At 69.6% G+C, this 22,139-nt stretch carries 20 protein-coding genes; 16 read left to right on the top strand and 4 right to left on the bottom strand.

Going from position 1 to position 22,139, the window contains the following annotated elements; all coding sequences use genetic code 11:
• Nucleotides 1–17 precede the first annotated feature (17 nt).
• From dop to prcA, 5 genes are all read left to right on the top strand, one after another.
• A complete protein-coding gene (dop, locus tag POF73_RS12865; RefSeq protein WP_443049500.1) occupies nucleotides 18–1,529 on the top strand; it encodes a depupylase/deamidase Dop in 1,512 nt (503 codons plus the stop codon).
• A gap of 189 nt (nucleotides 1,530–1,718) precedes the next feature.
• Complete coding sequence (locus POF73_RS12860; protein WP_030955201.1) at nucleotides 1,719–1,937, top strand: ubiquitin-like protein Pup; 219 nt, start codon at nucleotides 1,719–1,721, stop codon at nucleotides 1,935–1,937.
• 248 nt (nucleotides 1,938–2,185) lie between these two features.
• The gene (locus POF73_RS46210) at nucleotides 2,186–2,419 is read left to right on the top strand and encodes an endonuclease VII domain-containing protein (RefSeq protein ID WP_443049503.1); all 234 of its coding nucleotides are present in this window, start codon (nucleotides 2,186–2,188) and stop codon (nucleotides 2,417–2,419) included.
• Nucleotides 2,371–3,216 (top strand): proteasome subunit beta, encoded by an 846-nt coding sequence (gene prcB / locus POF73_RS12850; protein WP_272114797.1) that lies wholly within the window; start codon nucleotides 2,371–2,373, stop codon nucleotides 3,214–3,216. Before POF73_RS46210 ends, prcB begins: the two co-directional genes overlap by 49 nt.
• A 59-nt stretch (nucleotides 3,217–3,275) precedes the next feature.
• Entirely contained in the window at nucleotides 3,276–4,046 is a 771-nt protein-coding gene (gene prcA / locus POF73_RS12845) for a proteasome subunit alpha (RefSeq protein ID WP_272114796.1), read from the top strand.
• 128 nt (nucleotides 4,047–4,174) lie between these two features.
• Here prcA and POF73_RS12840 read toward each other — a convergent pair whose 3' ends face one another.
• On the bottom strand, nucleotides 4,175–5,191 hold the full coding sequence (locus POF73_RS12840; protein WP_272114795.1) for a LacI family DNA-binding transcriptional regulator: 1,017 nt from the start codon (nucleotides 5,189–5,191) through the stop codon (nucleotides 4,175–4,177).
• Between the two features lie 99 nt (nucleotides 5,192–5,290).
• Here POF73_RS12840 and POF73_RS12835 point away from each other — a divergent pair, with 99 nt between their 5' ends.
• From POF73_RS12835 to POF73_RS12785, 11 genes are all read left to right on the top strand, one after another.
• On the top strand, nucleotides 5,291–6,550 hold the full coding sequence (locus POF73_RS12835; protein WP_272114794.1) for an MFS transporter: 1,260 nt from the start codon (nucleotides 5,291–5,293) through the stop codon (nucleotides 6,548–6,550).
• A 9-nt stretch (nucleotides 6,551–6,559) separates the two neighbouring features.
• A complete protein-coding gene (gene pafA / locus POF73_RS12830; protein WP_009297738.1) occupies nucleotides 6,560–7,921 on the top strand; it encodes a Pup--protein ligase in 1,362 nt (453 codons plus the stop codon).
• A gap of 155 nt (nucleotides 7,922–8,076) precedes the next feature.
• Nucleotides 8,077–9,078: an FKBP-type peptidyl-prolyl cis-trans isomerase gene (locus POF73_RS12825; RefSeq protein ID WP_272114792.1), complete on the top strand. Its 1,002-nt coding sequence runs from the start codon at nucleotides 8,077–8,079 to the stop codon at nucleotides 9,076–9,078.
• A 64-nt stretch (nucleotides 9,079–9,142) separates the two neighbouring features.
• A complete protein-coding gene (locus tag POF73_RS12820; protein ID WP_272114791.1) occupies nucleotides 9,143–9,514 on the top strand; it encodes an FKBP-type peptidyl-prolyl cis-trans isomerase in 372 nt (123 codons plus the stop codon).
• Between the two features lie 166 nt (nucleotides 9,515–9,680).
• On the top strand, nucleotides 9,681–10,634 hold the full coding sequence (locus tag POF73_RS12815; protein WP_272114789.1) for a helix-turn-helix transcriptional regulator: 954 nt from the start codon (nucleotides 9,681–9,683) through the stop codon (nucleotides 10,632–10,634).
• 19 nt (nucleotides 10,635–10,653) lie between these two features.
• Nucleotides 10,654–11,682, top strand: coding sequence for a helix-turn-helix transcriptional regulator (locus POF73_RS12810; RefSeq protein WP_272114788.1), 1,029 nt, complete (start codon nucleotides 10,654–10,656; stop codon nucleotides 11,680–11,682).
• A 51-nt stretch (nucleotides 11,683–11,733) separates the two neighbouring features.
• On the top strand, nucleotides 11,734–12,027 hold the full coding sequence (locus POF73_RS12805; protein ID WP_272114787.1) for a hypothetical protein: 294 nt from the start codon (nucleotides 11,734–11,736) through the stop codon (nucleotides 12,025–12,027).
• A 20-nt stretch (nucleotides 12,028–12,047) separates the two neighbouring features.
• Nucleotides 12,048–12,242: a hypothetical protein gene (locus POF73_RS12800; protein ID WP_272114786.1), complete on the top strand. Its 195-nt coding sequence runs from the start codon at nucleotides 12,048–12,050 to the stop codon at nucleotides 12,240–12,242.
• A 258-nt stretch (nucleotides 12,243–12,500) separates the two neighbouring features.
• Nucleotides 12,501–12,788, top strand: coding sequence for a Sec-independent protein translocase subunit TatA (gene tatA / locus POF73_RS12795; RefSeq protein ID WP_272114785.1), 288 nt, complete (start codon nucleotides 12,501–12,503; stop codon nucleotides 12,786–12,788).
• A gap of 46 nt (nucleotides 12,789–12,834) precedes the next feature.
• Nucleotides 12,835–13,788, top strand: a complete 954-nt coding sequence (gene tatC, locus POF73_RS12790) for a twin-arginine translocase subunit TatC (protein WP_272114784.1) — start codon at nucleotides 12,835–12,837, stop codon at nucleotides 13,786–13,788.
• 131 nt (nucleotides 13,789–13,919) lie between these two features.
• Complete coding sequence (locus POF73_RS12785; RefSeq protein WP_272114783.1) at nucleotides 13,920–16,772, top strand: DEAD/DEAH box helicase; 2,853 nt, start codon at nucleotides 13,920–13,922, stop codon at nucleotides 16,770–16,772.
• A 108-nt stretch (nucleotides 16,773–16,880) separates the two neighbouring features.
• On the opposite strand, the gene helR is transcribed toward POF73_RS12785, so the two are convergent.
• The 3 genes from helR to atzF all read right to left on the bottom strand — a co-directional run bounded on the left by helR (nucleotide 16,881) and on the right by atzF (nucleotide 22,136).
• Nucleotides 16,881–19,067 carry an RNA polymerase recycling motor ATPase HelR gene (gene helR / locus POF73_RS12780; RefSeq protein WP_272114782.1) on the bottom strand — a complete coding sequence of 729 codons (2,187 nt, stop codon included), beginning with the start codon at nucleotides 19,065–19,067 and terminating at the stop codon, nucleotides 16,881–16,883.
• The gene (locus POF73_RS12775; protein WP_272114781.1) at nucleotides 19,064–20,320 is read right to left on the bottom strand and encodes a glycosyltransferase; all 1,257 of its coding nucleotides are present in this window, start codon (nucleotides 20,318–20,320) and stop codon (nucleotides 19,064–19,066) included. The genes helR and POF73_RS12775 overlap by 4 nt, the downstream gene beginning before the upstream one ends.
• Nucleotides 20,321–20,471: 151 nt before the next feature.
• Nucleotides 20,472–22,136, bottom strand: coding sequence for an allophanate hydrolase (gene atzF, locus POF73_RS12770; RefSeq protein WP_272114780.1), 1,665 nt, complete (start codon nucleotides 22,134–22,136; stop codon nucleotides 20,472–20,474).
• Nucleotides 22,137–22,139 lie beyond the last annotated feature (3 nt).

Here is a 22,139-nt window from a genome sequence, read left to right as displayed (position 1 = left end):
CGGGCAAGGAGGGCCGCATGACCGTACGGCGAGTAATGGGCATCGAGACGGAGTACGGCATCTCCGTCCCCGGGCACCCCAACGCCAATGCCATGCTCACCTCATCCCAGATCGTCAACGCCTACGCGGCGGCGATGCACCGGGCCCGCCGGGCCCGCTGGGACTTCGAGGAGGAGAACCCGCTGCGGGACGCGCGAGGCTTCGACCTCGCCCGCGAGGCCGCCGACGCCAGCCAGCTCACCGACGAGGACATCGGCCTGGCCAACGTCATCCTCACCAATGGCGCAAGGCTCTACGTCGACCACGCACACCCCGAATACAGCGCCCCCGAGGTCACCAACCCACGCGACGCCGTCCTCTGGGACAAGGCCGGCGAACGCATCATGGCAGAAGCCGCCGAACGGGCAGCCCAGCTGCCCGGCGCCCAGCCGATCCACCTCTACAAGAACAACACCGACAACAAGGGCGCCTCCTACGGCACGCACGAGAACTACCTCATGAAGCGGGAAACCCCCTTCTCCGACATCGTGCGCCACCTCACCCCCTTCTTCATCTCCCGCCAGGTCTTCGCCGGAGCCGGCCGCGTCGGCATCGGCCAGGACGGCCACGAACACGGCTTCCAGCTCAGCCAGCGCGCCGACTACTTCGAGGTCGAAGTAGGACTGGAGACGACCCTCAAGCGCCCGATCATCAACACCCGCGACGAGCCCCACGCCGACGCCGAGAAATACCGCCGCCTCCATGTGATCATCGGCGACGCCAACCTCTCGGAGATCTCCACCTACCTCAAGCTCGGCACCACAGCCCTCGTCCTGTCGATGATCGAGGACAGCTTCATCGCCGTCGACCTCGCCGTCGACCAGCCCGTACGCACCCTCCACCAGGTCTCGCACGACCCGTCCCTGCAGCGCCTGGTCACGCTGCGCAGCGGCCGCACACTCACCGCGGTCCAGCTCCAGATGGAGTACTACGAGCTGTCCCGCAAATACGTGGAGGAGCGCTTCGGCGCCGACGCCGACGAACAGACCAAGGACGTCCTGAGCCGCTGGGAGGACACCCTCAACCGCCTCGAACGCGACCCGATGAGCCTCGCCGGCGAACTGGACTGGGTCGCCAAGCGAGAGCTCATGGAGGGCTACCGCCGCCGCGACGGCCTCGACTGGGACGCCGCCAAGCTCCACCTCCTCGACCTCCAGTACGCCGACGTACGTCCCGAGAAGGGCCTCTACAACCGCCTCGCGGCTCGCGGACGCATCAAGCGACTCCTGGACGAGGAAACCGTCGAACAGGCCAAGGCGACGCCGCCGGAGGACACACGCGCGTACTTCCGCGGCCGCTGCCTGGAGCAGTACGCCGACGACGTCGCCGCCGCCTCCTGGGACTCGGTCATCTTCGACCTGCCCGGGCGGGACTCACTCCAGCGCGTTCCAACCCTCGAACCGCTTCGCGGAACGCGAAATCACGTCAAGGAGCTCCTGGACCGCTGCCGCACCGCAGAAGACCTGGTCAGGGTCCTGTCAGGCGGCTGACCGGACACCCGGAAGGTACCGGCCGGACAGGGTGGAAAACCCGGCCGCCGGGAATCATCGAGGTGGCCCCCGTACGTTGGAGAAACTGCGGGGCCGATGTCAGACCCGGCTTGTAGGGTCTGATCATCACCGATCGGCAGGAAAGCCGACCTGTCGACCATGTCGGGCGAACTGAGCGGGGTGAGGGATATGGCAACCAAGGACACCGGCGGCGGACAGCAGAAGGCCACGCGCTCTACTGAGGAGGTCGAGGAGCAGGCGGCAGAGACGCAGGCTTCTGAGGACCTCAAGGAGCGGCAAGAGAAGCTGAGCGATGACGTCGACTCGGTTCTGGACGAGATCGACGATGTCCTTGAGGAGAATGCGGAGGACTTCGTTCGAAGCTTCGTTCAGAAGGGCGGCGAGTAGCCTTCGAATCGAAGGCCGCGGGGGCTCTAAAGGTGGATAGCGAAGAAGGCGTGAAGTGCTGCTCGCGGTGCAAAGAGGCCAAACCGCGGGCAGCCTTCGCCCGGAACAAATCGGCCCGTGACGGGTGGCATCGAAATGCCACGGCCTCCGACGGCCTGTCCACGAGCTGCAAGGCGTGTCGGGCGGCGAAGGGACGTGCGGGTCACCTCAAGCGCCATTACGGCCTCACCGAAGCCGGACGTGACGAGATGGTGGCCTCTCAGACGGGCCTCCGCGTGATCTGTCTCAGGGCCCCGGCCGTTCATGTGGATCACTGCCACAAGACGGGTAGGGTCCGTGGCGTACTGTGCTTCAACTGCAATTCGGCCATCGGCAAGTTGGGGGACGACCCCGACGCCGTCCGCCGGGCCGCCGCTTACTTGGAAGGAATCGCGTGGAAGCCAACACTCGTAGCACCGGGCGTCTACCAGCTGCCTTCCTGACGCCTGGGTCGTCCTCGTTCATGGACTTTCTCTCGGACCACCAGCCGGAGCTGCTGCCCGGTAAGCGTCAACTCCCGCCCACGCAGGGCGTGATCGAGGCGCCGCATGGCACGACCATCGTCGCCGCGACGTTCCCTGGGGGCGTCGTGCTCGCCGGTGACCGCCGCGCCACCATGGGCAACGTCATCGCCCAGCGCGACATCGAGAAGGTCTTCCCGGCGGACGAGTACTCGGCTGTCGGTATCGCCGGCACCGCCGGTCTCGCCGTCGAGATGGTCAAGCTCTTCCAGTTGGAGCTGGAGCACTTCGAGAAGGTTGAAGGCGCTCAGCTGTCACTCGAAGGCAAGGCGAACCGGTTGTCGACCATGATCCGGTCCAATCTGGGCATGGCGATGCAGGGGCTGGCTGTGGTGCCGCTCTTCGCCGGGTATGACGTGGACCGGGAGAAGGGACGGATCTTCTCGTACGACGTCACCGGTGGTCGTTCCGAGGAGCAGGGGTACGCCGCCACCGGCTCGGGGTCGATCTTCGCGCGCGGGGCCATGAAGAAGCTCTACCGTGATGACCTGAGTGAGGCCGAGGCCACGACGCTGGTGGTGCAGGCCCTGTATGACGCGGCTGACGACGACTCGGCGACCGGTGGTCCCGATGTCGCCCGCCGGATCTACCCGATCGTCACGGTGATCACCGATGACGGTTTCCGTCGGCTCGGCGATGACGAGTCCTCCGAGATCGCCCGTTCGATCCTGGAGCGGCGTCTGGAGCAGCCCGACGGCCCGCGGGCCGCGCTGCTGTAGCGACGGTTCGGTCTTACCAAGGTGATCCTGTGACTTCGACAGAAAGGGACGGATAACCGGTGTCGACGCCGTTCTATGTCTCACCCCAGCAGGCCATGGCCGACCGGGCGGAGTACGCCCGCAAGGGCATCGCCCGTGGTCGCAGCCTGGTTGTGCTGCAGTATGCCGATGGCATCGTGTTCGTCGGCGAGAACCCGTCCCGTGCGCTGCACAAGTTCAGCGAGATCTATGACCGGATCGGCTTCGCGGCGGCCGGTAAGTACAACGAGTACGAGAACCTGCGGATCGGCGGTGTGCGGTATGCCGATCTTCGTGGGTACACCTATGACCGTGATGACGTGACCGCGCGTGGTCTGGCCAATGTCTACGCTCAGACGCTGGGCACGATCTTCTCCTCGGCGGCCGAGAAGCCGTATGAGGTGGAGTTGGTCGTTGCCGAGGTGGGTGAGACGCCGGAGGGTGACCAGATCTATCGGTTGCCGCATGACGGGTCGATCGTGGATGAGCACGGTTCGGTGGCGGTCGGTGGTAATGCCGAGCTGATCAGCAACTATCTCGACCAGCGTCATCAGGACGGCATGAGCCTCGCCGAGGCGTTGAAGCTGGCCGTTCAGGCTCTGTCCCGTGAGTCGAACGGGACGCAGCGGGAGATTCCCGCGGAGCGGCTTGAGGTCGCGGTGCTGGACCGTACGCGTCCGCAGTCGCGCAAGTTCAAGCGCATCGTCGGCCGTCAGCTGGATCGGCTGCTGGAGGCCGGTGGTGCGGCCACCGAGGCCGAGAGTGCCGACAACGGGGAGAGCTCCGAGGATTCGGACAGTTCCGAGGAGTAGTCCCCCAGTCCCAGTCCCAGTCCCAGTCCCAGCCCTCAGCTTTCGTCCGCTGGTTCTGTTTGGTTTCGCCCGCGCTGTGCCCCGGTCCGATCTTTCGGCCGGGGCACAGGGCGTTTTCGCGGTGGTGTTCAGGGCGCGCTGGGTGGCGCTGTGGAGCCTCGTACGACGAGCTCGACGGGAATGTCGCCTGCTTCCGGTGCGCGGCCTTCCAGGACCGCCAGGAGGGCTTGCATGCCCCGTTCGCCGAAGAGTTCGGCGTCCAGGCGGACGGTGGTGAGTTCGGGGTCGATGGCGGTGGCGAGGGCGAGGTCGTCGAGGCCGGTGACGGAGATGTCGTCGGGGATGCGCAGGCCGAGGCGGCGTACGGCTTTGTAGGCGCCGGCGGCGAGTTTGTCGTCGTCGCAGACGATGGCGGTGGGGCGGGGGCCCTTGGCGGAGAGTGCGGTCATGGTGGCGGTCAGGGCGCCGTCGATGGAGATGGGGGCGCTGACCGTGAGGAGGGATGTGCCGGGTACCTCGCCGATCCGTGCGGCCAGCTCACGCGCGCGTGCTTCGAAGGTCCAGGAGGCCACGTCGGCGGCGAGGTGGAGGATGCGGCGGTGGCCGAGGCTGAGCAGGTGTTCGGCGACCTGTCGTACGCCGTCCGCGATGTCCAGGTTGACGGTGGCGGCGCCGAGGCTGCCCTGCGGGTCGCTGTCGAGCATGACGAGGGGGAGCTGGTCGCCGTGGATGGCGGTGAGGGCGTCGGCGGCCATGGAGGAGGCGATGACGCCGTCGAGGGCGGCCTGGGCGGAGGCGAAGGGGTCGCGGGCGGGGCCGATGCCTTCGGGGGAGGGGTAGAGGACGACGCCGAAGCCGTGCCGGGCGGCGATGCGGGCGGCGCCGGTGTAGACGCCGGCGAAGAATTCGGTGGTGAGGGCGGGGACGACGAGGAGTACGGTGCGGGTGCGGCCGAGGCGGAGGTTGCGGGCGGCGAGGTTGGGCCGGTAGCCGAGTTCGCGGGCTGCCTGGCGTACGCGTTCGGCTGTGGTCTCCGAGACGCGGCCGCGCCATTTGTCGCCGAGAACGAGGGAGACCGCGGCCTGGGACACGCCCGCGGCTTGGGCGACGTCCCGGCTGGTGGGGCGTGTGCTGCCGTGTGCCACCGTCGGCGTACTCCTTCGTCTGGACTGGTGAACAGCGCACATGGTACGTATGACGGACGACGTTATACGTAAAACTTCAGCGGAGGGGCGGCGCGGCCGATGACCGGCGCATACGTGGAGATCCTCAGGGCGAGGCATGCCGCCCGGTTGCTCGTCGGCACGCTGGTGGGTCGGCTGCCGAACGCTGTCGCCGCGCTCGCCATCATGCTGTTCGTACGGGCGGAGGGGGGTTCGTACAGTCTGGCCGGGGGGCTGGCGGCCGTGTACGGGGTCGCCAACGCCGTGGGGCAGCCGCTGCTGGGGCGGCTGGTGGACCTGTTGGGCCAGCCGCGGGTGCAACTGCCCGCCGCGGTCGCCTCGGCGCTGGCGATGGCCGTGTTCGCGTTCGTGGGCATCGGCCCGCTGCCGCTCGCGTACGCGGCCGTCGCGGCCTCCGGGTTGTTCACGCCGCCGCTGGAGGGCGGCCTGCGGGCGCTGTGGTCGTCGGTGCTCCCCAAGGAGGAGCAGGTGCACACGGCGTACGCCATGGACGCGGTGGCGCAGGAAGTCATGTTCACCGTCGGCCCCCTGCTGCTGACGCTGTGCACGTCGCTGTGGTCGGCGCAGGCGGCGCTGCTCGTGCTGAACGTCGTCGGGGTGCTGGGCGCACTGTCGGTGGTCGTGTCGCAGCCTTCGCGCGCGTGGCGTTCGGCGCCGCGTGAGGCGCACTGGCTGGGGGCGCTGCGTTCGCCGGGGCTGGTGGCGTTGCTGGCCGCGTTCCTGTTCGTCGGTGTGGCGATGGGGTCGATCGCGGTCGCGGCGGTGTCGTACGCGGACGACAACGGCGGTGACGCGGTGTACGGCTGGCTGATGGCGGGTCTGGGGCTGGGCGCGCTGGTGGGTGGCACGGTGTACGGGGCGCGGCAGTGGGGCGGGGAGCCGGCGCGGCGACTACGGGTGCTGGTGGCGCTTCTGGCGGTGTGTTACCTGCCGCTGACGCTGATGCCGGGTGTGGTCGCCATGACGTTGCTGAGTGTGCTGGCCGGTGTGTTCCTGGCGCCGTGCATCGCGTGTGCCTTCGTGCTGGTCGACCGGCACGCGCCGCGTGGGACGGTCACCGAGGCTTTCTCGTGGCTTGTGACGACGTTCACCGTGGGCGCGTCGGTCGGAACGGGTCTGGCGGGGCCGGTCGTCGAGGCGGGCGGAGCCCTGTGGGGGTTCGCCGTGCCGGGTGCCGCGGGGGCCGTGTCGTTGCTGGTCCTGCTGGGCACCGGACGGGTCCTCGCAGCTCCCGGCAGGGGTGCGGTCGTTGCGGCTTCATCGGAAAATGATCCAAACCGTGCTGTCGAACCCCGTTTCAGCTCAGGGGATCGGGCGTAATGTTCAGTCATGGACCGCCGCATTTTCGGGCTGGAGAACGAGTACGGCGTCACGTGCACGTTCAGGGGACAGCGCCGCCTGTCGCCTGACGAGGTGGCGCGGTACCTCTTCCGCCGTGTCGTGTCATGGGGCCGCAGCAGCAATGTCTTTCTGCGGAACGGCGCCCGCCTCTATCTCGACGTGGGCTCACATCCGGAATACGCGACACCCGAATGTGACAACGTGATCGAACTGGTCACCCACGACAAGGCCGGCGAACGCATTCTGGAAGGACTCCTGGTAGACGCGGAACGACGCCTGCACGAGGAGGGAATCGCGGGCGACGTCTACCTCTTCAAGAACAACACCGACTCGGCCGGCAACTCCTACGGCTGCCACGAGAACTATCTCGTGGCGCGGCACGGGGAGTTCTCCCGGCTGGCGGACATCCTCATTCCGTTCCTCGTCACGCGCCAGTTGCTGTGCGGTGCGGGCAAGGTTCTGCAGACCCCGCGCGGGGCCGTGTACTGCGTCAGTCAGCGCGCGGAGCACATCTGGGAGGGCGTCTCCTCGGCGACGACCCGGTCCCGGCCGATCATCAACACGCGTGACGAGCCGCACGCGGATGCCGAGCGCTACCGTCGCCTGCATGTCATCGTGGGCGACTCGAACATGTCCGAGACGACGATGCTGCTGAAGGTCGGCGCGACCGACCTGGTGCTGCGCATGATCGAGGCGGGCACGGTGATGCGGGATCTGACCCTGGAGAACCCGATCCGGGCGATCCGCGAGGTCAGCCATGACATCACGGGCCGGCGCAAGGTGCGTCTGGCCAGTGGCCGGGAGGCCTCGGCGCTGGAAGTGCAGCGCGAGTACTACGAGAAGGCCGTGGACTTCTGCGAGCGCCGCGGTATCCGTACGGGGACGGTCGAGCAGGTCCTGGAGCTGTGGGGCCGCACGCTGGACGCGATCGAGGCCGAGGACCTCGACCGGATCGGGACCGAGATCGACTGGGTGATGAAGTACAAGCTCATCGAGCGGTACCGGGCCAAGCACAACATGACCATGTCGCACCCGCGGGTCGCGCAGATAGACCTCGCCTACCACGACATCCACCGGCGTCGTGGCCTGTACTACCTGCTGGAGAAGAAGGGTCAAGCGGCGCGTATCTGCAACGACTTGAAGATCTTCGAGGGCAAGTCCGTTCCGCCGCAGACCACTCGGGCCCGGCTGCGCGGCGACTTCATCCGCAGGGCCCAGGAACAGCGCCGGGACTTCACCGTCGACTGGGTGCACCTGAAGCTCAATGACCAGGCTCAGCGCACGGTGTTGTGCAAGGACCCGTTCCGTTCGGTGGACGACCGGGTGGAGAAGCTGATCGCGGGTATGTGACGACCCGTATGTGATCGGCATGAGTGAGTGTCAGGTTCCGCAGGAATTGCCGGAACGCAACACGGGCGCCGTACGTTTCCCGTACGGCGCCCTTCTCACGCCGTAGAGTTGCGCGCACGCCATCCACAAGATCGACTGATTACGAGGCCCCCACCGTGCGCCGTCGCTCACTCCTCATTGCCGTACCCGCAGGAATGGTCACGCTCGCCGCATGCGGCGACGACAAGGACGATTCGAGCAAGGCGAGCGACAGCGCGTCGCCGTCGACTCCGCAGGAGTCGGCAGCGCCGTCGCCGAAGATCGTGGACGGTCCGCTGCCGGCGATCACCGCGGGCACGAAGTTCGACGAGAAGCCGACGGTCGCCAAGGGCAGCGGCGATCCGTCGAAGGACCTCGCGGTGAAGACGGTCATCGCGGGCAACGGCACGACGGTCGTCGAGAACGACTACATCCAGGCCAACTACCTCGGTCAGATCTGGTCCACGGCCAAGGTCTTCGACAACTCCTACGACCGTAAGACGCCCCTGCTCATCCAGCTGTCCCAGGGCCGGATCATCGACGGCTGGCGGTACGCGCTGACGGGCAAGAAGACCGGCAGCCGCGTCCAGATGGCGGTGCCGCCGACCTGGGGTTACGGCGAGCAGGGTGAGCCGCAGGCCGGGATCAAGGGCACCGACACGCTGGTGTTCGTGGTGGACATCCAGAAGACGTTCAACACGAAGAGCTCCGCCAAGGGCACGGAGGTCGCGCAGGACAACACCGACCTGCCCAAGGTCGGCACCAACACCGACGGCAAGGCGCCCTCCCTGGAGATCCCCAAGTCGGACCCGCCCAAGAAGCTGGTGGCGAACTACGTCATCGAGGGCGACGGCGACGAGGTGACCGCCGAGAACACCGTGCTCGTGCAGTACAAGGGCCTGCAGTGGGACACCGGCAAGGAGTTCGACTCGACGTACGCGAACAAGCAGCTGGTGTCGTTCCCGCTGCAGAAGGTTGTCAAGGGCTGGTCGCAGGGCCTGACCGGCAAGAAGGTCGGCAGCCGGGTCCTCATCGTCATTCCGCCGGACCTGGGCTACGGCGACAACCCGCCGCAGGGCAGCGGCATCGCCAAGGGCGCCACCCTGGTGTTCTCGGTGGACATCCTGGCGAAGATGTGACGCCGCCCCAGGTGATGAAAGACTGGGAACGTTGCCTTTTCACGACAAGCATGGAGCAGAAGACGTGAGCATCGACAAGCCCGAGATCGACTTCCCGGGCGGCGAGCCCCCGAAGGACCTGGAGATCAAGGACATCTGGGAGGGCGACGGCCCGGTTGCGCAGGCGGGTCAGACCGTCACCGTCCACTATGTGGGCGTGGCCTTCAGCTCGGGTGAGGAGTTCGACGCCAGCTGGAACCGCGGTACGCCGTTCCGCTTCCCGCTGGGCGGCGGCCGGGTCATCAAGGGCTGGGACCAGGGCGTGCAGGGTATGAAGGTCGGCGGCCGTCGCCAGCTGACCATCCCGGCGCACCTCGCCTACGGCAACCAGAGCCCGACCCCGGCGATCAAGCCCGGCGAGACCCTGATCTTCGTGGTCGACCTGCTCGGCGTCTGAATCGTCGCGCGTGATCGGCGTACGACCGGACCCGAGCCGGCGTACGACCGGTCCCGACTACCTGGGGCCCATGCCTGTCCGGGCGTGGGCCCTCGGCTTTTGCCGTGCCACTTCGGGGCGGTACGGTCATCCGTCGTAAGCACCATAGGGAAGGCGAAGGGCGTCGATGGCCATTGCCAAGGCCGAGCGGCTCATGAACCTGGCGCTGTGTCTGCTCGGGACGCGGCGGCCGTTGAGCAAGCGCGAGCTGCGTGAGTCCATCGAGGCCTATCTCGAAGCGGGCAGCGACGACTCCTTCAACCGGATGTTCGAGCGCGACAAGGATGATCTGCGCGAGCTCGGCCTGGTCATCGAGACGGTGGAGAACCTGGACGGCGAGGTCGGTTATCTGGCCCGCCGCGACAGCAACCGCCTCCCGCCGATCACCCTGGACGCCGAGGAGGCCGCCGCCCTGGGGCTGGCCGCGAAGGTGTGGCAGCAGGCCCGGCTGGCGGGCGCGGCCAGCGGCGCCCTGCAGAAGCTGCGTGCGGCGGGGCTGCCCGAGGACGTCGACCCGTATGAGGCGCACGGGGCGCTGGAGCCTCGTATCCCGGTGCACGAGGCCGCGTTCGAGCCGCTGATGCTGGCGTGCCGGGACCGCCGTCCGGTCGTCTTCGACTACCGCAAGGCCACCGCCGCCCGCCCCGAGACGCGGCATGTGGAGCCGTGGGCGCTGGAGTGCTGGCGCGGCCACTGGTATCTGGCGGGCTGGGACCGCGACCGGGGCGCCGAGCGGGTCTTCCGGCTGTCCCGGATCACCGGCAAGGTGCGCTCGCGCGGCACCCGCTTCACGGTTCCGGTGCCCGATGTGGTCACCGTGCGGGAGACCGTGGCGAGCTGGGCGGGGGAGACCGCGGACCGTTCCGCGCTGATCCGGCTGCGTACGGACGCCGGGTACCCCCTTCGGGCGAAGGCCACCTCGGTGCGGGAACTCGGGGACGGCTGGGACGAGTTGGAGATTCCGTACGGCCATGGGCTGGATGCCTGGCTGGTGGAGTTCGGGCCGGATGTGGTGGTCCTGGAGCCCGCGGAGCTGCGGGCCGACGTGGTGGACCGGCTGCGTGCCGTGGCCAAGGGCTGAGGGGGAGCGGAGCAGGACAGTGGCAGGCAAACCGGTCAGGCCAGTGAACGCCATCGACCAGACCCGGCGGATGCTCTCGCTGGTGACCTATCTGAAGGAGCGCCCCGGAGCCCGGGTCGAGGACGTGGCGCGTGCCTTCGGCATCACCGAGGACGAGCTGGTCTCCGACCTCGATGTGCTGCCCATGTGCGGCACCAGCTTCCGCGGCGGCGATCTGCTCGACATCGACACCGACGGCGAGCGCATCTGGTGGCACAACCCCGCCGCCCTCGGCGAGGAGACGGCGGAGCCGCTGCGGCTGGCCGCCGACGAGGCGACCGCGCTGCTGGTGGCCGCCCGTGCGGTCTCTACCCTGCCCGGGCTGCGCGAGGGCGACCGGCAGGCGCTGCTGCGCGCCACCGCCAAGGTGGAGGCCGCGGCGGGCGAGACCGCGGGCGCCAGCTCCCGGCTGTCGGTGACCTTCGAGTCCGAGGGCGGCGTTTTCGCCGACGTCGACCGGGCGATCGCGGAGCGCCGCCGGCTATGGATCCGCTACTACTCGCCCGCGCGCGACGAGCTCACCGAGCGCGAGATCGACCCCATCCGGCTCGTCAGCGTCGGGCACACCTACGTCGAGGCCTGGTGCCGGCGTTCCGAGGCGCGCCGCACCTTCCGGCTCGACCGGGTCGCCGAGATCAAGATCCTGGACGAGCCGGCCGCGCCGCCCGAGATCGAGCTGCGGGACCTGTCCGAGGGGCTGGTGCAGCCCGCCGCCGAGGATCCGGAGGTCGTCGTCGAGGTCGGTCCGGGCGGGCGCTGGGTCGCCGAGTACTACCCGCACGACAGCGCGGATGAGCTTGCCGACGGCGGGCTGCGTATCTCCCTGCGCACGCCCGACCCGGCGTCGCTGCGGCGCCTGGCGCTCCGGCTCGGCCGCGACGGCCGGATCGTGTCGCCGCCCGAGCTGGCTGACAGTGCTCGCCAGGCGGCCCGCGAGGCGCTGGCGGCGTACGACGGCATCGAGGCGCAGGACGCTCACGGGGCGCGCCCGGTGGGCGACGGACAGTAGGACAGGCAGCAGGCAGTCGGACCAGCAGTGCGACAGGCGGGAGCAGGGGCTTTGAGCGAGTCGGCGACGTCCGGGGTGCGGGAAGTGACGGTGGCGTCCGCGTTCGCGGGGATGAGAAGCGTGACCCCCGTGGTGTTCAAGGCCGGTTGCCCGGACTGCCGGGGCAGCTTCGAACTCGGCGCGAGTGCCCTCAGGCTCGTCATCGGCGCGACCAGCCGGACGACGTTCTACTCCTTCACCTGCCCCGACTGCGGCACCTCCGTCCGCAAGCCGGCCGGGGAGCGGATCGTCGAGCTGCTGACCGGCGGCGGGGTCAGCACCCTGCGGCTGCACTCCACTGTGTAGGACGGTCTAGGCTCGGCGTCATGTTCTGGCCGATGTTCGCGGTAGCTGTGGGTTTCCTGGGTCTCGTCGTCCTCGGCGTGCTCGCCGTGCGGGTCTTCCTGGAGGCGCAGCGCCTCGCCAGGCAGGTCTCCGACTCGGCGCGACGGATCAGCCGGGCGGCCGACGACCTGGAGCGGGCGACCGTGAGCGCGGCCCGGGCTGTGGACTCGCTGTAGTGCGCCCAAGGATTCGGTGTGAGTCCGCCGACGTGTGCGTTTTGGGCCACTTCGCCCTGTCAACCCGCTGGCCCTGCCAGGTACGCTGCTGAATTGCGGCCCGAGAGCGAGGCGCGGGTCCGCGGACTGGGAGTATGCACAGGGATTGTCCTGCGTTCACCCCTGAGCGTTACGATCCCTGGCAGCACGGTGGTCGGATGAATGTCCGACCTGCCGGGTATTCGGACCATGTCGCCTCGGTGAAGAAGGTATACAGCTATGGGTAGGCTCGGCCCCACCGAGATCATTCTGATCCTCGTCGTCATCATCCTGCTGTTCGGTGCCAAGAAGCTCCCGGACATGGCCCGCTCCCTCGGCAAGTCGGCCCGCATCCTCAAGAGCGAGGCCAAGGCGATGAAGGACGAGGACAAGTCCGCCGCCCCGGCCGACCCGCCGAACAACAACGGCGACCAGCAGCCCCAGGCTCAGCGCACCATCCAGGCCTCCCCCGGCGACGTGACCAGCTCGCGCCCGGTCAACGAGCCGACGGACACGACCAAGCGCTGACGCAGGGCCGGACACCTCCGGCCTCCGCACGAGATGAGGACGTGGGTTGCTCAAGTCTGCCCGCAAGAAGGAGAAGGATCCCGAGGGGCGGATGCCCCTCGCGGAGCACTTGCGCGAGCTCCGCAACCGGCTCGTCAAGAGCCTGCTCGCGATCCTTGTCACGACGATCGTCGCGGCCTTCTTCTACAAGGACATCATTCAGTTCTTCACGGATCCCATCCTCCGCGCGGTGGGATGCGAGTACAGCTTCGCCGAGCTGGCCAAGGACCCCAACACCACGCAGTGCGCGCGTATCGTGCAGAACGGTCTGCTGAGCCCGTTCACCCTGGCCCTCACGGTCGCCCTGTCGTCGGGTGTGGTAATGGCCACCCCGGTCTGGCTCTACCAGCTCTGGGGCTTCGTGGCGCCCGGCCTGCACCGCCACGAGAAGAAGTACAGCCTGGCCTTCGTGGGCGCGGGATTCCCGCTGTTCCTCATGGGCGCCTACTTCGCCTACTGGTCGCTGCCCAAGATGGCGTCGGTGATGCTCGAATTCTCGATCATCGGCAGCGACAACCAGTTGCCCCTCGATGACCTCCTGCATCTGATCATGCGGATGATCGTCGTCTTCGGCCTCTCCTTCGAACTGCCGTTGCTGCTGGTGATGCTGAACTTCGGCGGTGTCCTGTCCGGCCAGAAGATCGCCGGCTGGTGGCGCGGGATGATCATGGGCATCACGGTCTTCGCCGCCGTCGCCACGCCCAGCACGGACCCGATCTCCATGCTGGCGCTCGCGGGCCCCATCTGGATCCTGTACTTCGCCGCGGCCGGCATCGCCCTCCTCAACGACAAGCGGCGCGCCCGCCGTGACGCCGAGGGCCCCGCCGACGACGAGGCCTCCGACCTGGACCTGACCCCCGAGGACATCGGCGAGGTCGAAACGGTCTCCGCGAGCCGTGCGCTGCCCGAGCAGGCGACATCGGAGCGGGACCGGGTCAACGGTTACGACGACGTCACCTGAGACGACCCTGAGCAAGTGCGACGGCGGCCCGGACGGCATGGTCCGGGCCGCCGTCGCATGCGCTGTGCGGCCGGGGACTGTGCGGCCGTGAGCTGTGCGGATCCCCGGTTGACGCAGAGGCGATCCGGATAATGATCGTCCTGTTGTCAGTGGGGCCCGGTACGCTCGAAAGCACGATGACAGAGGACCTCTCACCGGCCGAGCGGTACGCGGCAGCACGCAAGCGCGCTGCCGAGCAGGCCACCGCGCTCGCCTCCTTCCGCGAGATGTACGACTTCGGCCTCGACCCCTTCCAGATCGAGGCGTGCCAGGCGCTTGAGGCGGGGAAAGGCGTCCTGGTGGCCGCGCCCACCGGCTCCGGCAAGACGATCGTGGGCGAGTTCGCCGTCCACCTCGCCCTGATGCAGGGCAAGAAGTGCTTCTACACCACGCCCATCAAGGCGCTGTCGAACCAGAAGTACGCCGACCTGTGCCGCCGTTACGGCAACGGCATGGTCGGACTGCTCACCGGCGACAACAGCGTCAACCCCGACGCCGCCGTGGTCGTGATGACCACCGAGGTGCTGCGGAACATGCTGTACGCGGGATCGCAGACCCTCCTCGGCCTCGGCTATGTGGTCATGGACGAGGTGCACTACCTCTCCGACCGCTTCCGCGGCGCCGTATGGGAAGAGGTGATCATCCACCTTCCCGAGTCGGTCACCCTCGTCTCGCTGTCGGCGACCGTGTCCAACGCCGAGGAGTTCGGCGACTGGCTCGACACCGTCCGCGGCGACACCGAGGTGATCGTCTCCGAGCACCGGCCCGTGCCGCTGTTCCAGCATGTGCTCGCCGGGCGCCGGATGTACGACCTGTTCGAGGAGGGCGAGGGCCACAAGAAGGCCGTCAACCCCGACCTCACCCGGCTGGCCCGCATGGAGGCCCAGCGGCCGTCCTACCAGGACCGCAGACGCGGGCGCGCCATGCGCGAGGCCGACCGGGAGCGGGAGCGCAGACAGCGCTCCCGGGTGTGGACGCCGGGGCGTCCCGAGGTCATCGAGCGGCTCGACGCCGAGGGCCTGCTGCCCGCCATCACCTTCATCTTCAGCCGCGCCGCCTGCGAGGCCGCCGTACAGCAGTGCCTGTACGCGGGACTGCGGCTGAACGACGAGGAGGCGCGGGACAAGGTGCGTGCGCTCGTCGAGGAGCGCACCGCCTCCATCCCGACCGAGGATCTCCACGTCCTCGGCTACTACGAGTGGCTGGAGGGCCTGGAGCGCGGCATAGCCGCTCACCACGCGGGCATGCTGCCGACCTTCAAGGAGGTCGTCGAGGAACTGTTCGTGCGCGGCCTGGTGAAGGCCGTGTTCGCCACGGAGACGCTCGCGCTCGGCATCAACATGCCCGCGCGGTCGGTGGTGTTGGAGAAGCTCGTCAAGTGGAACGGCGAGCAGCACGCCGACATCACCCCGGGCGAGTACACCCAGCTGACGGGGCGTGCGGGGCGGCGTGGCATCGACGTCGAGGGCCATGCCGTGGTGCTGTGGCAGCGGGGGATGAGCCCGGAGCACCTCGCGGGGCTCGCCGGCACCCGGACCTATCCACTGCGGTCCAGCTTCAAGCCGTCGTACAACATGGCGGTCAACCTCGTCGAGCAGTTCGGCCGGCACCGGTCGCGTGAGCTGCTGGAGACGTCCTTCGCGCAGTTCCAGGCCGACAAGTCGGTCGTCGGGATCTCGCGCCAGGTGCAGCGCAACGAGGAAGGGCTCAGCGGTTACAAGGAGTCCATGACCTGCCACCTCGGGGACTTCGAGGAGTACGCGCGACTGCGTCGCGAACTCAAGGACCGCGAGAACGAGTTGGCCCGGGAGGGAGTGGCGCAGCGGCGTGCGGAGGCCGCGGTCGCGCTGGAGAAACTCAAGCCCGGCGACGTCATCCATGTGCCGACCGGCAAGTACGCAGGTCTCGCCCTGGTGCTGGACCCCGGGCTGCCCGCCGGGCGGTCCAACGGCCACCGCGGCTTCGAGCACCACGACGGGCCGCGCCCGCTCGTCCTGACCGCCGAACGGCAGGTCAAGCGGCTGGCGTCCATCGACTTCCCGGTGCCCGTCGAGGCGTTGGAGCGGATGCGGATCCCGAAGTCCTTCAACCCGCGCTCCCCGCAGTCCCGTCGGGACCTCGCCTCCGCGCTGCGCACCAAGGCCGGGCACATTTCGCCGGAGCGGCAGCGCAAGCGGCGCTCCCAGGCGGCCGACGACCGCGAGATCGAGCGGCTGCGCAAGGCACTGCGCGCGCACCCCTGCCACGGCTGCAGCGACCGTGAGGACCACGCCCGCTGGGCCGAGCGCTACCACCGGCTGCTGCGGGACACCTCGCAGCTGGAGCGCCGTATCGAAGGCCGCACGAACACCATCGCGCGCACCTTCGACCGCATCGTCGCGCTCCTCACCGAGCTGGACTATCTGCGCGGCGACGAGGTCACCGAGCACGGCAAGCGGCTCGCCCGGCTGTACGGCGAACTCGATCTGCTGGCCAGCGAATGCCTGCGAGAGCGGGTGTGGGAGGGCCTCGGCCCGGCCGAACTGGCCGCCTGTGTCTCGGCGTTGGTGTACGAGGCGCGGGTCGGGGACGACGCGATGGCGCCGAAGCTGCCGTCCGGCAAGGCCAAGGCCGCGCTGGGGGAGATGGTTCGGATCTGGGGGCGGCTGGACGCCCTTGAGGAGGATTTCCGGATCAACCAGACCGAGGGGGTCGGGCAGCGTGAGCCGGACCTCGGCTTTGCCTGGGCCGCGTACATGTGGGCCAGTGGTAAGGGGCTGGACGAGGTGCTTCGGGAGGCTGAGATGCCGGCCGGGGACTTTGTGCGGTGGTGCAAGCAGGTGATCGATGTGCTGGGGCAGATTTCGGCGGCATCTCCTGTGGAGGGGTCGACTGTGGCGAAGAATGCGCGGAAGGCTGTGGAAATGCTGCTGCGGGGAGTTGTCGCCTACTCGTCGGTGGGGTGACTTGTTCGCGGGCGGGCGCGGGTTTCGCTGCGGCTTGTCGCGCCCACGCGGCGGAGCCGCATGTCGATGCGGCCCCGTGCCCCTCACCGGCGTGGGACGCGTCGTCGGTCAAGACGTGAGGATGACCAACTGCTGAGTTGCACGCGTCATCGCCACATAGCGGTCCACCGCTGCCTCGATTCCCTCGCCGAACTTCTCCGGGTTCACCACGACAACCAGGTCGAACTCCAGGCCCTTTGAGAGTTCCGGTGTCAGTGACCGGACTCGGTCCGTCGGGCGGAAGGCGGGGTCGCCGATGACGCAGGCGGTTCCCTCCGCATGCGTGGCAAGCCAGTTGTCCAGGATCGAGTCGAGGTCCGACACACAGCCGTGGACGACGGGGATGCCTCCGCTGCGGATCGACGTCGGCACGTTCGCGTCGGGCAGCGCGGCACGGATGACCGGCTCGGCCTCGGCCATGATCTCCTCCGGCGTCCGGTAGTTGACGCTCAAGGAGGCCAGGTCGATCCGGGCGAGGCCGATGCGGTTCAGGCGTTCCTGCCAGGACTCGGTGAAGCCATGCCTGGCCTGGGCACGGTCGCCGACGATGGTGAAACTTCGGGACGGGCAGCGCAGCAGCAGCATCTGCCACTCGGCGTCGGTGAGTTCCTGGGCCTCGTCCACGACGATGTGGGCGAACGGGCCGGCGAGCAGGTCCGGGTCGGTGGTGGTGAGTTCGGATTCGTCGACCAGGCTGACCTGGGCGTCCTGGCCCCGCAGCATCGTCACCAGGCCCTCGCCGTCGTCGGTGTCGGCGCCGGAGAGGGACGTGGCCTCGATGAGGTTGTCGACGACCTGGGTCATGCGCTCGCGCTGGGCGGCCAGGATGCTCGCGTGCCGGCGCCTGCGCCGGGCCTCCTCCGGGTCGCCGAGCCGTTGCCGGGCCGCGTCCAGGAGCGGCAGGTCGGACACCGTCCAGGCCTGAGGGTTGGCGCGCTGCAGCTTCTGGACTTCGTCGCTGCCGAGCCAGGGCGCGCACATCCGCAGGTACGCCGGCACCGACCACAGGTCCGAGACGAGGTCGCTCGCTTCGAGCAGGGGCCACGCGCGGTTGAAGGCCGTGAGCAGGTCCCTGTTCTGCCGCAGCGACCTCAGGAGCAGCTCCGTCGAGACCTCGCCGTCGTCCCCCGAGGCGTTGCCCTCGTGCTTGTCCACCAGGATGGTGAGCAGTTCCTCCCAGACCTGCTCGCGTGCCTCGTTGTGCGGCGTACCGGGCTCCGCGGCGTCGAACGCCGTGGCCCAGTCGCCGGCGCTCAGCCGGACGTCGGACCAGTGGGTGGTGACCGTCATGCCCTTGGCGGGCGGCTCCTCGTAGAAGCGGACGGCCTTGTCGATCGCCTTCACCAGCTCCGCGGACGACTTCAGACGGGCCACCTCGGGGTCGGCCTCGACGCCCGCCGTCGCTCCCTCGGCGACCAGGTCCCGCAGGATGCAGGTCTGCACGCCCTCCTCGCCGAGGCTGGGCAGGACATCGGAGACGTAGGCCAGGTACGGCCGGTGCGGGCCGACGAACAGTACGCCGCCCCGACGGTGACCGAGGCGGGGGTCGGCATGCAGCAGGTAGGCGGAGCGGTGCAGGGCGACGACCGTCTTGCCGGTGCCGGGGCCGCCGTCGACGACGAGTGCGCCGCGTGATCCCGCGCGGATGATGGCGTCCTGGTCGGCCTGGATGGTGCCGAGCACATCGCGCATCCGGGGCGACCGGTTGCTGCCCAGGCTGGCGATGAAGGCGGACTGGTCGTCGAGCGCGGCATGCCGTTCGAGCCCGTCCGGGGTGAATACCTCGTCCCAGTAGTCGCCGATCCGGCCGTCGGTCCAGCGGTACCTGCGGCGGCTCGCCAGCCCCATCGGGTTGGCGTGGGTGGCGCCGAAGAACGGCTCGGCCGCGGGGGAGCGCCAGTCGACCAGCAGCCGGCGGCCCTCGCGGTCGGTGAGGCCGAGCCGTCCGATGTACACGGGCTCGGCGTCGTCCGCGCCGACCATGTGGCCGAGGCACAGGTCCAGGCCGAAGCGGCGCAGGGCGCGCAGCCGGGCGGTCAGCCGGTGGACCTCGGTGTCCCGGTCCATCGCGTGCCGGCCCAGGCCGCCGGGCGCCCTGCGCGCGGCGTCGAGCAGGTCGGACACCTCGGCGATCGACTGCTCCAGGCACTCTCCGAGCGCCGTGAAGTACCGCTCGTCGTCGGCGATCAGCGCCGGGTCGGACTTGGCGGAGAGGCGGTCGGGCAGGGCGAACGCGCTGGTGGTCAGGGGGTTCACAGGGAGTGGCTCCGATCTGTGGTGGGGCGCGTTTCCCGGCTGATCAATTCGAGCAGCAGCTTCGCTGCCGTTTCCGCGCCGTCGGTGCGCATCGTGGCGGCGACGGCGGTCGCTCGGGTGCTGGTCCCGGGGGCCAGGGCCACCTTGAGGGCGGCCGACAGGGACTCGAAGGTCGGGGTCGGGCCGTCGTGTGCCGCGCCGATGCCCAGCTCGGCCACCCGGCCCGCCCAGTACGGCTGGTCCACCAGCTGGGGGACCACCACCTGAGGCGCCCCGGCCAGGGCGGCCGTCGTGGCCGTACCCGCGCCGCCGTGGTGCACGACGGCGGCCACGCGGGGGAACAGCGCCTGGTGGTTGACGTCGCCGACGACGAAGCAGTCGTCCTGGTCGTCGACCAGCGCCAGGTCCGCCCAGCCGCGCCCGACGAGCACGCGACGGCCCTGCGCGCGGACCGCCTCGACGGCCACCCGGGCGACGTCCGTCGACTCTCGCATGGGCATGCTGCCGAAGCCGACGTACACCGGCGGCGCACCGGCCTCCAGAAAGTCCACCAGGTCGGTCGGCAGCGGGCGCTCGTCCGGCAGGATCCACGCGCCGGTCTGCACGACACCGAGGTCCGCCGGCTCCTGCCACGGGCCCAGCACCGGATCCGCCGCCAGCCACGGCCGGTCGGTGAAGACATGGCTGATGACGTCGTCCAACGGCGGGCGGCCGACCGACTCCCGCAGAGCGTCGATCCCCGGGCCGTACAGGGCGTTGAAGCTCTGGGCGTTGAAGTCCCACAGCACCCGGTTGTCGACCACGTCCGCGGGGAGCGGACGGCCGGGCAGCGGGTGCGGGGCATGGTGCGGCGACGGCAGCATGGTCGGGAAGTAGGCCACGTACACGAAGGGGACGCCCAGATCGTCGGCCACCTCCCGCGCGCCCGCCACGGCCGGGACCAGGCCGGTCGCCACCACCGCGTCGCATCCCTCGGCCGCCGCGGCGACCACCTCGTACTGCGCGGCGGCCAACGCCGCCGCCCGCTGCGGCAGCCCCTCCGGCGTCATCGTCTTCGTCCCCGTCACCAGCGTCCGCACCGGGTCGGCGGCCGGGACCAGCTCCACGCCGACCCGGGCCAGCAGCTTCGCGAACTCCTCGTCCGACGGCGCGCACACCCGCACCTGCACTCCGAGTTCCCGCAACCGCACCGCCAGCGCCGCCATCGGCTGGACGTCCCCGCGCGACCCGTACGTCGACAACAACACACGCACTGTGCGATCCCCACCTTCTGCGAATTTTCGCTACGGCTGGAGATTCTGCGGTACGACGGGGGCCTTGCCGCAAGCCCCCCAGTGCGCTATAAGTTAAGAGTGGCAAGGAGAGCGTGACCTCCTTGCCCTTGTTGTTTTCCGGCCTCCTTCGTCAGCGGCCACCCGCGAGATACGCCCGCCAGCCCCCGTACGACGTGATGTCCTCGGCATCCGTGAGCGCCGCCGGCTCGCACAGGAACCCGGGAACATGGCTGCCGTCCGCCAGCTCCACCCGCCCCAGCGCCATCGGACGGGGCAGCTCGGCGAGGAGCCGTCCCAGCCCCTCGGCAGGCAGCCGCCACACCTCGGCCTCGATCGCGGCACCCTCCGCGCCGGCCCCGACATGGACCAGGCCCGGCTTGGGCGGCGTCGTGGACAGGGCGTGCAGGCGGTACACGGGCGCCGTGGCGGTCGTACGGTCCAACCGGGCGCCCAGGGCGCGGAGTTGGGGGTTGAGGGGCTGGTCGGAGAGGTGGGCGCCGACCACGGCGAGACGGACCTCGGGATGGAGCAGGGCGGCGATCCGGGACAGCCGTTCGTCCGTGAACGCGGGGCCGATCAGCATCACGCCGAAGGGCAGGCCGTTCACCTCACCGGCGGGGACGGCGACCGCGGCCTGGTCGAAGAGGTTGGTGGAGTTGGTGAAGCGGCCCAGCCGGGCGTTGGCCCCCAGCGGGTCGGCGGCCACCTCGGCGAGGGTGGGGTGGCCGGGCGCCGTCGGGAGCAGCAGGGCGTCCGCGTCCGCGAGTTCGGCCTCGGCGCGGGCGCGCAGCGCGGCCAGCCGGTCCTGGTCGGCGAAGAGCCGGTGGGCCGGGATGTCGCGGGCGCGGCTGATGATGCCGGCGACGGTGGGATCGAGGGTGTCGTCGCCCGCCGCCAGCGCCTTGTCGACAAAGCTCCCCACGGCCGTGTAGCGCTCGGCGACGAAGGCACCCTCGTACAGCATGGCGGCGGCCTCGGTGAAGGGGGTGAGGTCGATGGTGCGGATGTCGGCGCCGGCGGCGCGCAGCTGCCGTACCGCTGCCTCGTACGCCTCGGCCCAGCCCTGGTCCAGCTCGCCGAGCTGCCGCACGGGCGGGACTGCGACGCGCCACGGCCCCGGTGTGCGCTGCGGGAGCGGGGGCAGGGCGCGGCCGGGCGGGGACGCCATGAACGACAGGGCCTGCTCGGCCTCCGGCAGCGTCCGCGCGAACACCGTGACGCAGTCGAGGGACGCGCAGGCCGGGACGACGCCCTGTGCCGGGACGAGACCCCGGGTCGGTTTGAGGCCGACGATGCCGTTGAAGGCGGCCGGGACCCGGCCCGAGCCCGCGGTGTCGGTGCCGAGCGCGAAGTCGACGATGCCGAGCGCCGCCGCGGTGGCCGAGCCGGAACTGGAACCGCCGCTGATCCTGGACGGGTCGTGGGCGCCCCGGACGGCGCCGTAGGGGGAGCGGGTGCCGACCAGGCCCGTCGCGAACTGGTCCAGGTTCGTGGTGCCGAGCGCGATCGCCCCGGCCGCGCGGAGGCGGGCGACGACCGGGGCGTCGGCCACCGGGTGAGAGGCGTACGACGGGCAGCCCGCGGTCGTGGGCAGGCCTGCGACGTCGATGTTGCCCTTCGCCGCGAACAGGCGCCCCGTGAGGGGAAGCCGCTCTCCGGCGGACACCCGCTCGTCGATCAGCCGGGCCTCCGCCTCGACCTCCTCCTGCGGGCGCAGGTCGATCCAGATCTCGGGGCGGTCCACGGCCTCGATGCGGGCGTAGGCGGCGCGGACGCGCAGGAGGGCGGTGGACATGCG

Source organism: Streptomyces sp. HD (assembly GCF_028369295.1).
GTDB lineage: Bacteria > Actinomycetota > Actinomycetes > Streptomycetales > Streptomycetaceae > Streptomyces.
The sequence above is the reverse complement of the archived record's forward strand: the minus strand, read 5'-3'. Positions and strand labels throughout refer to the sequence as shown.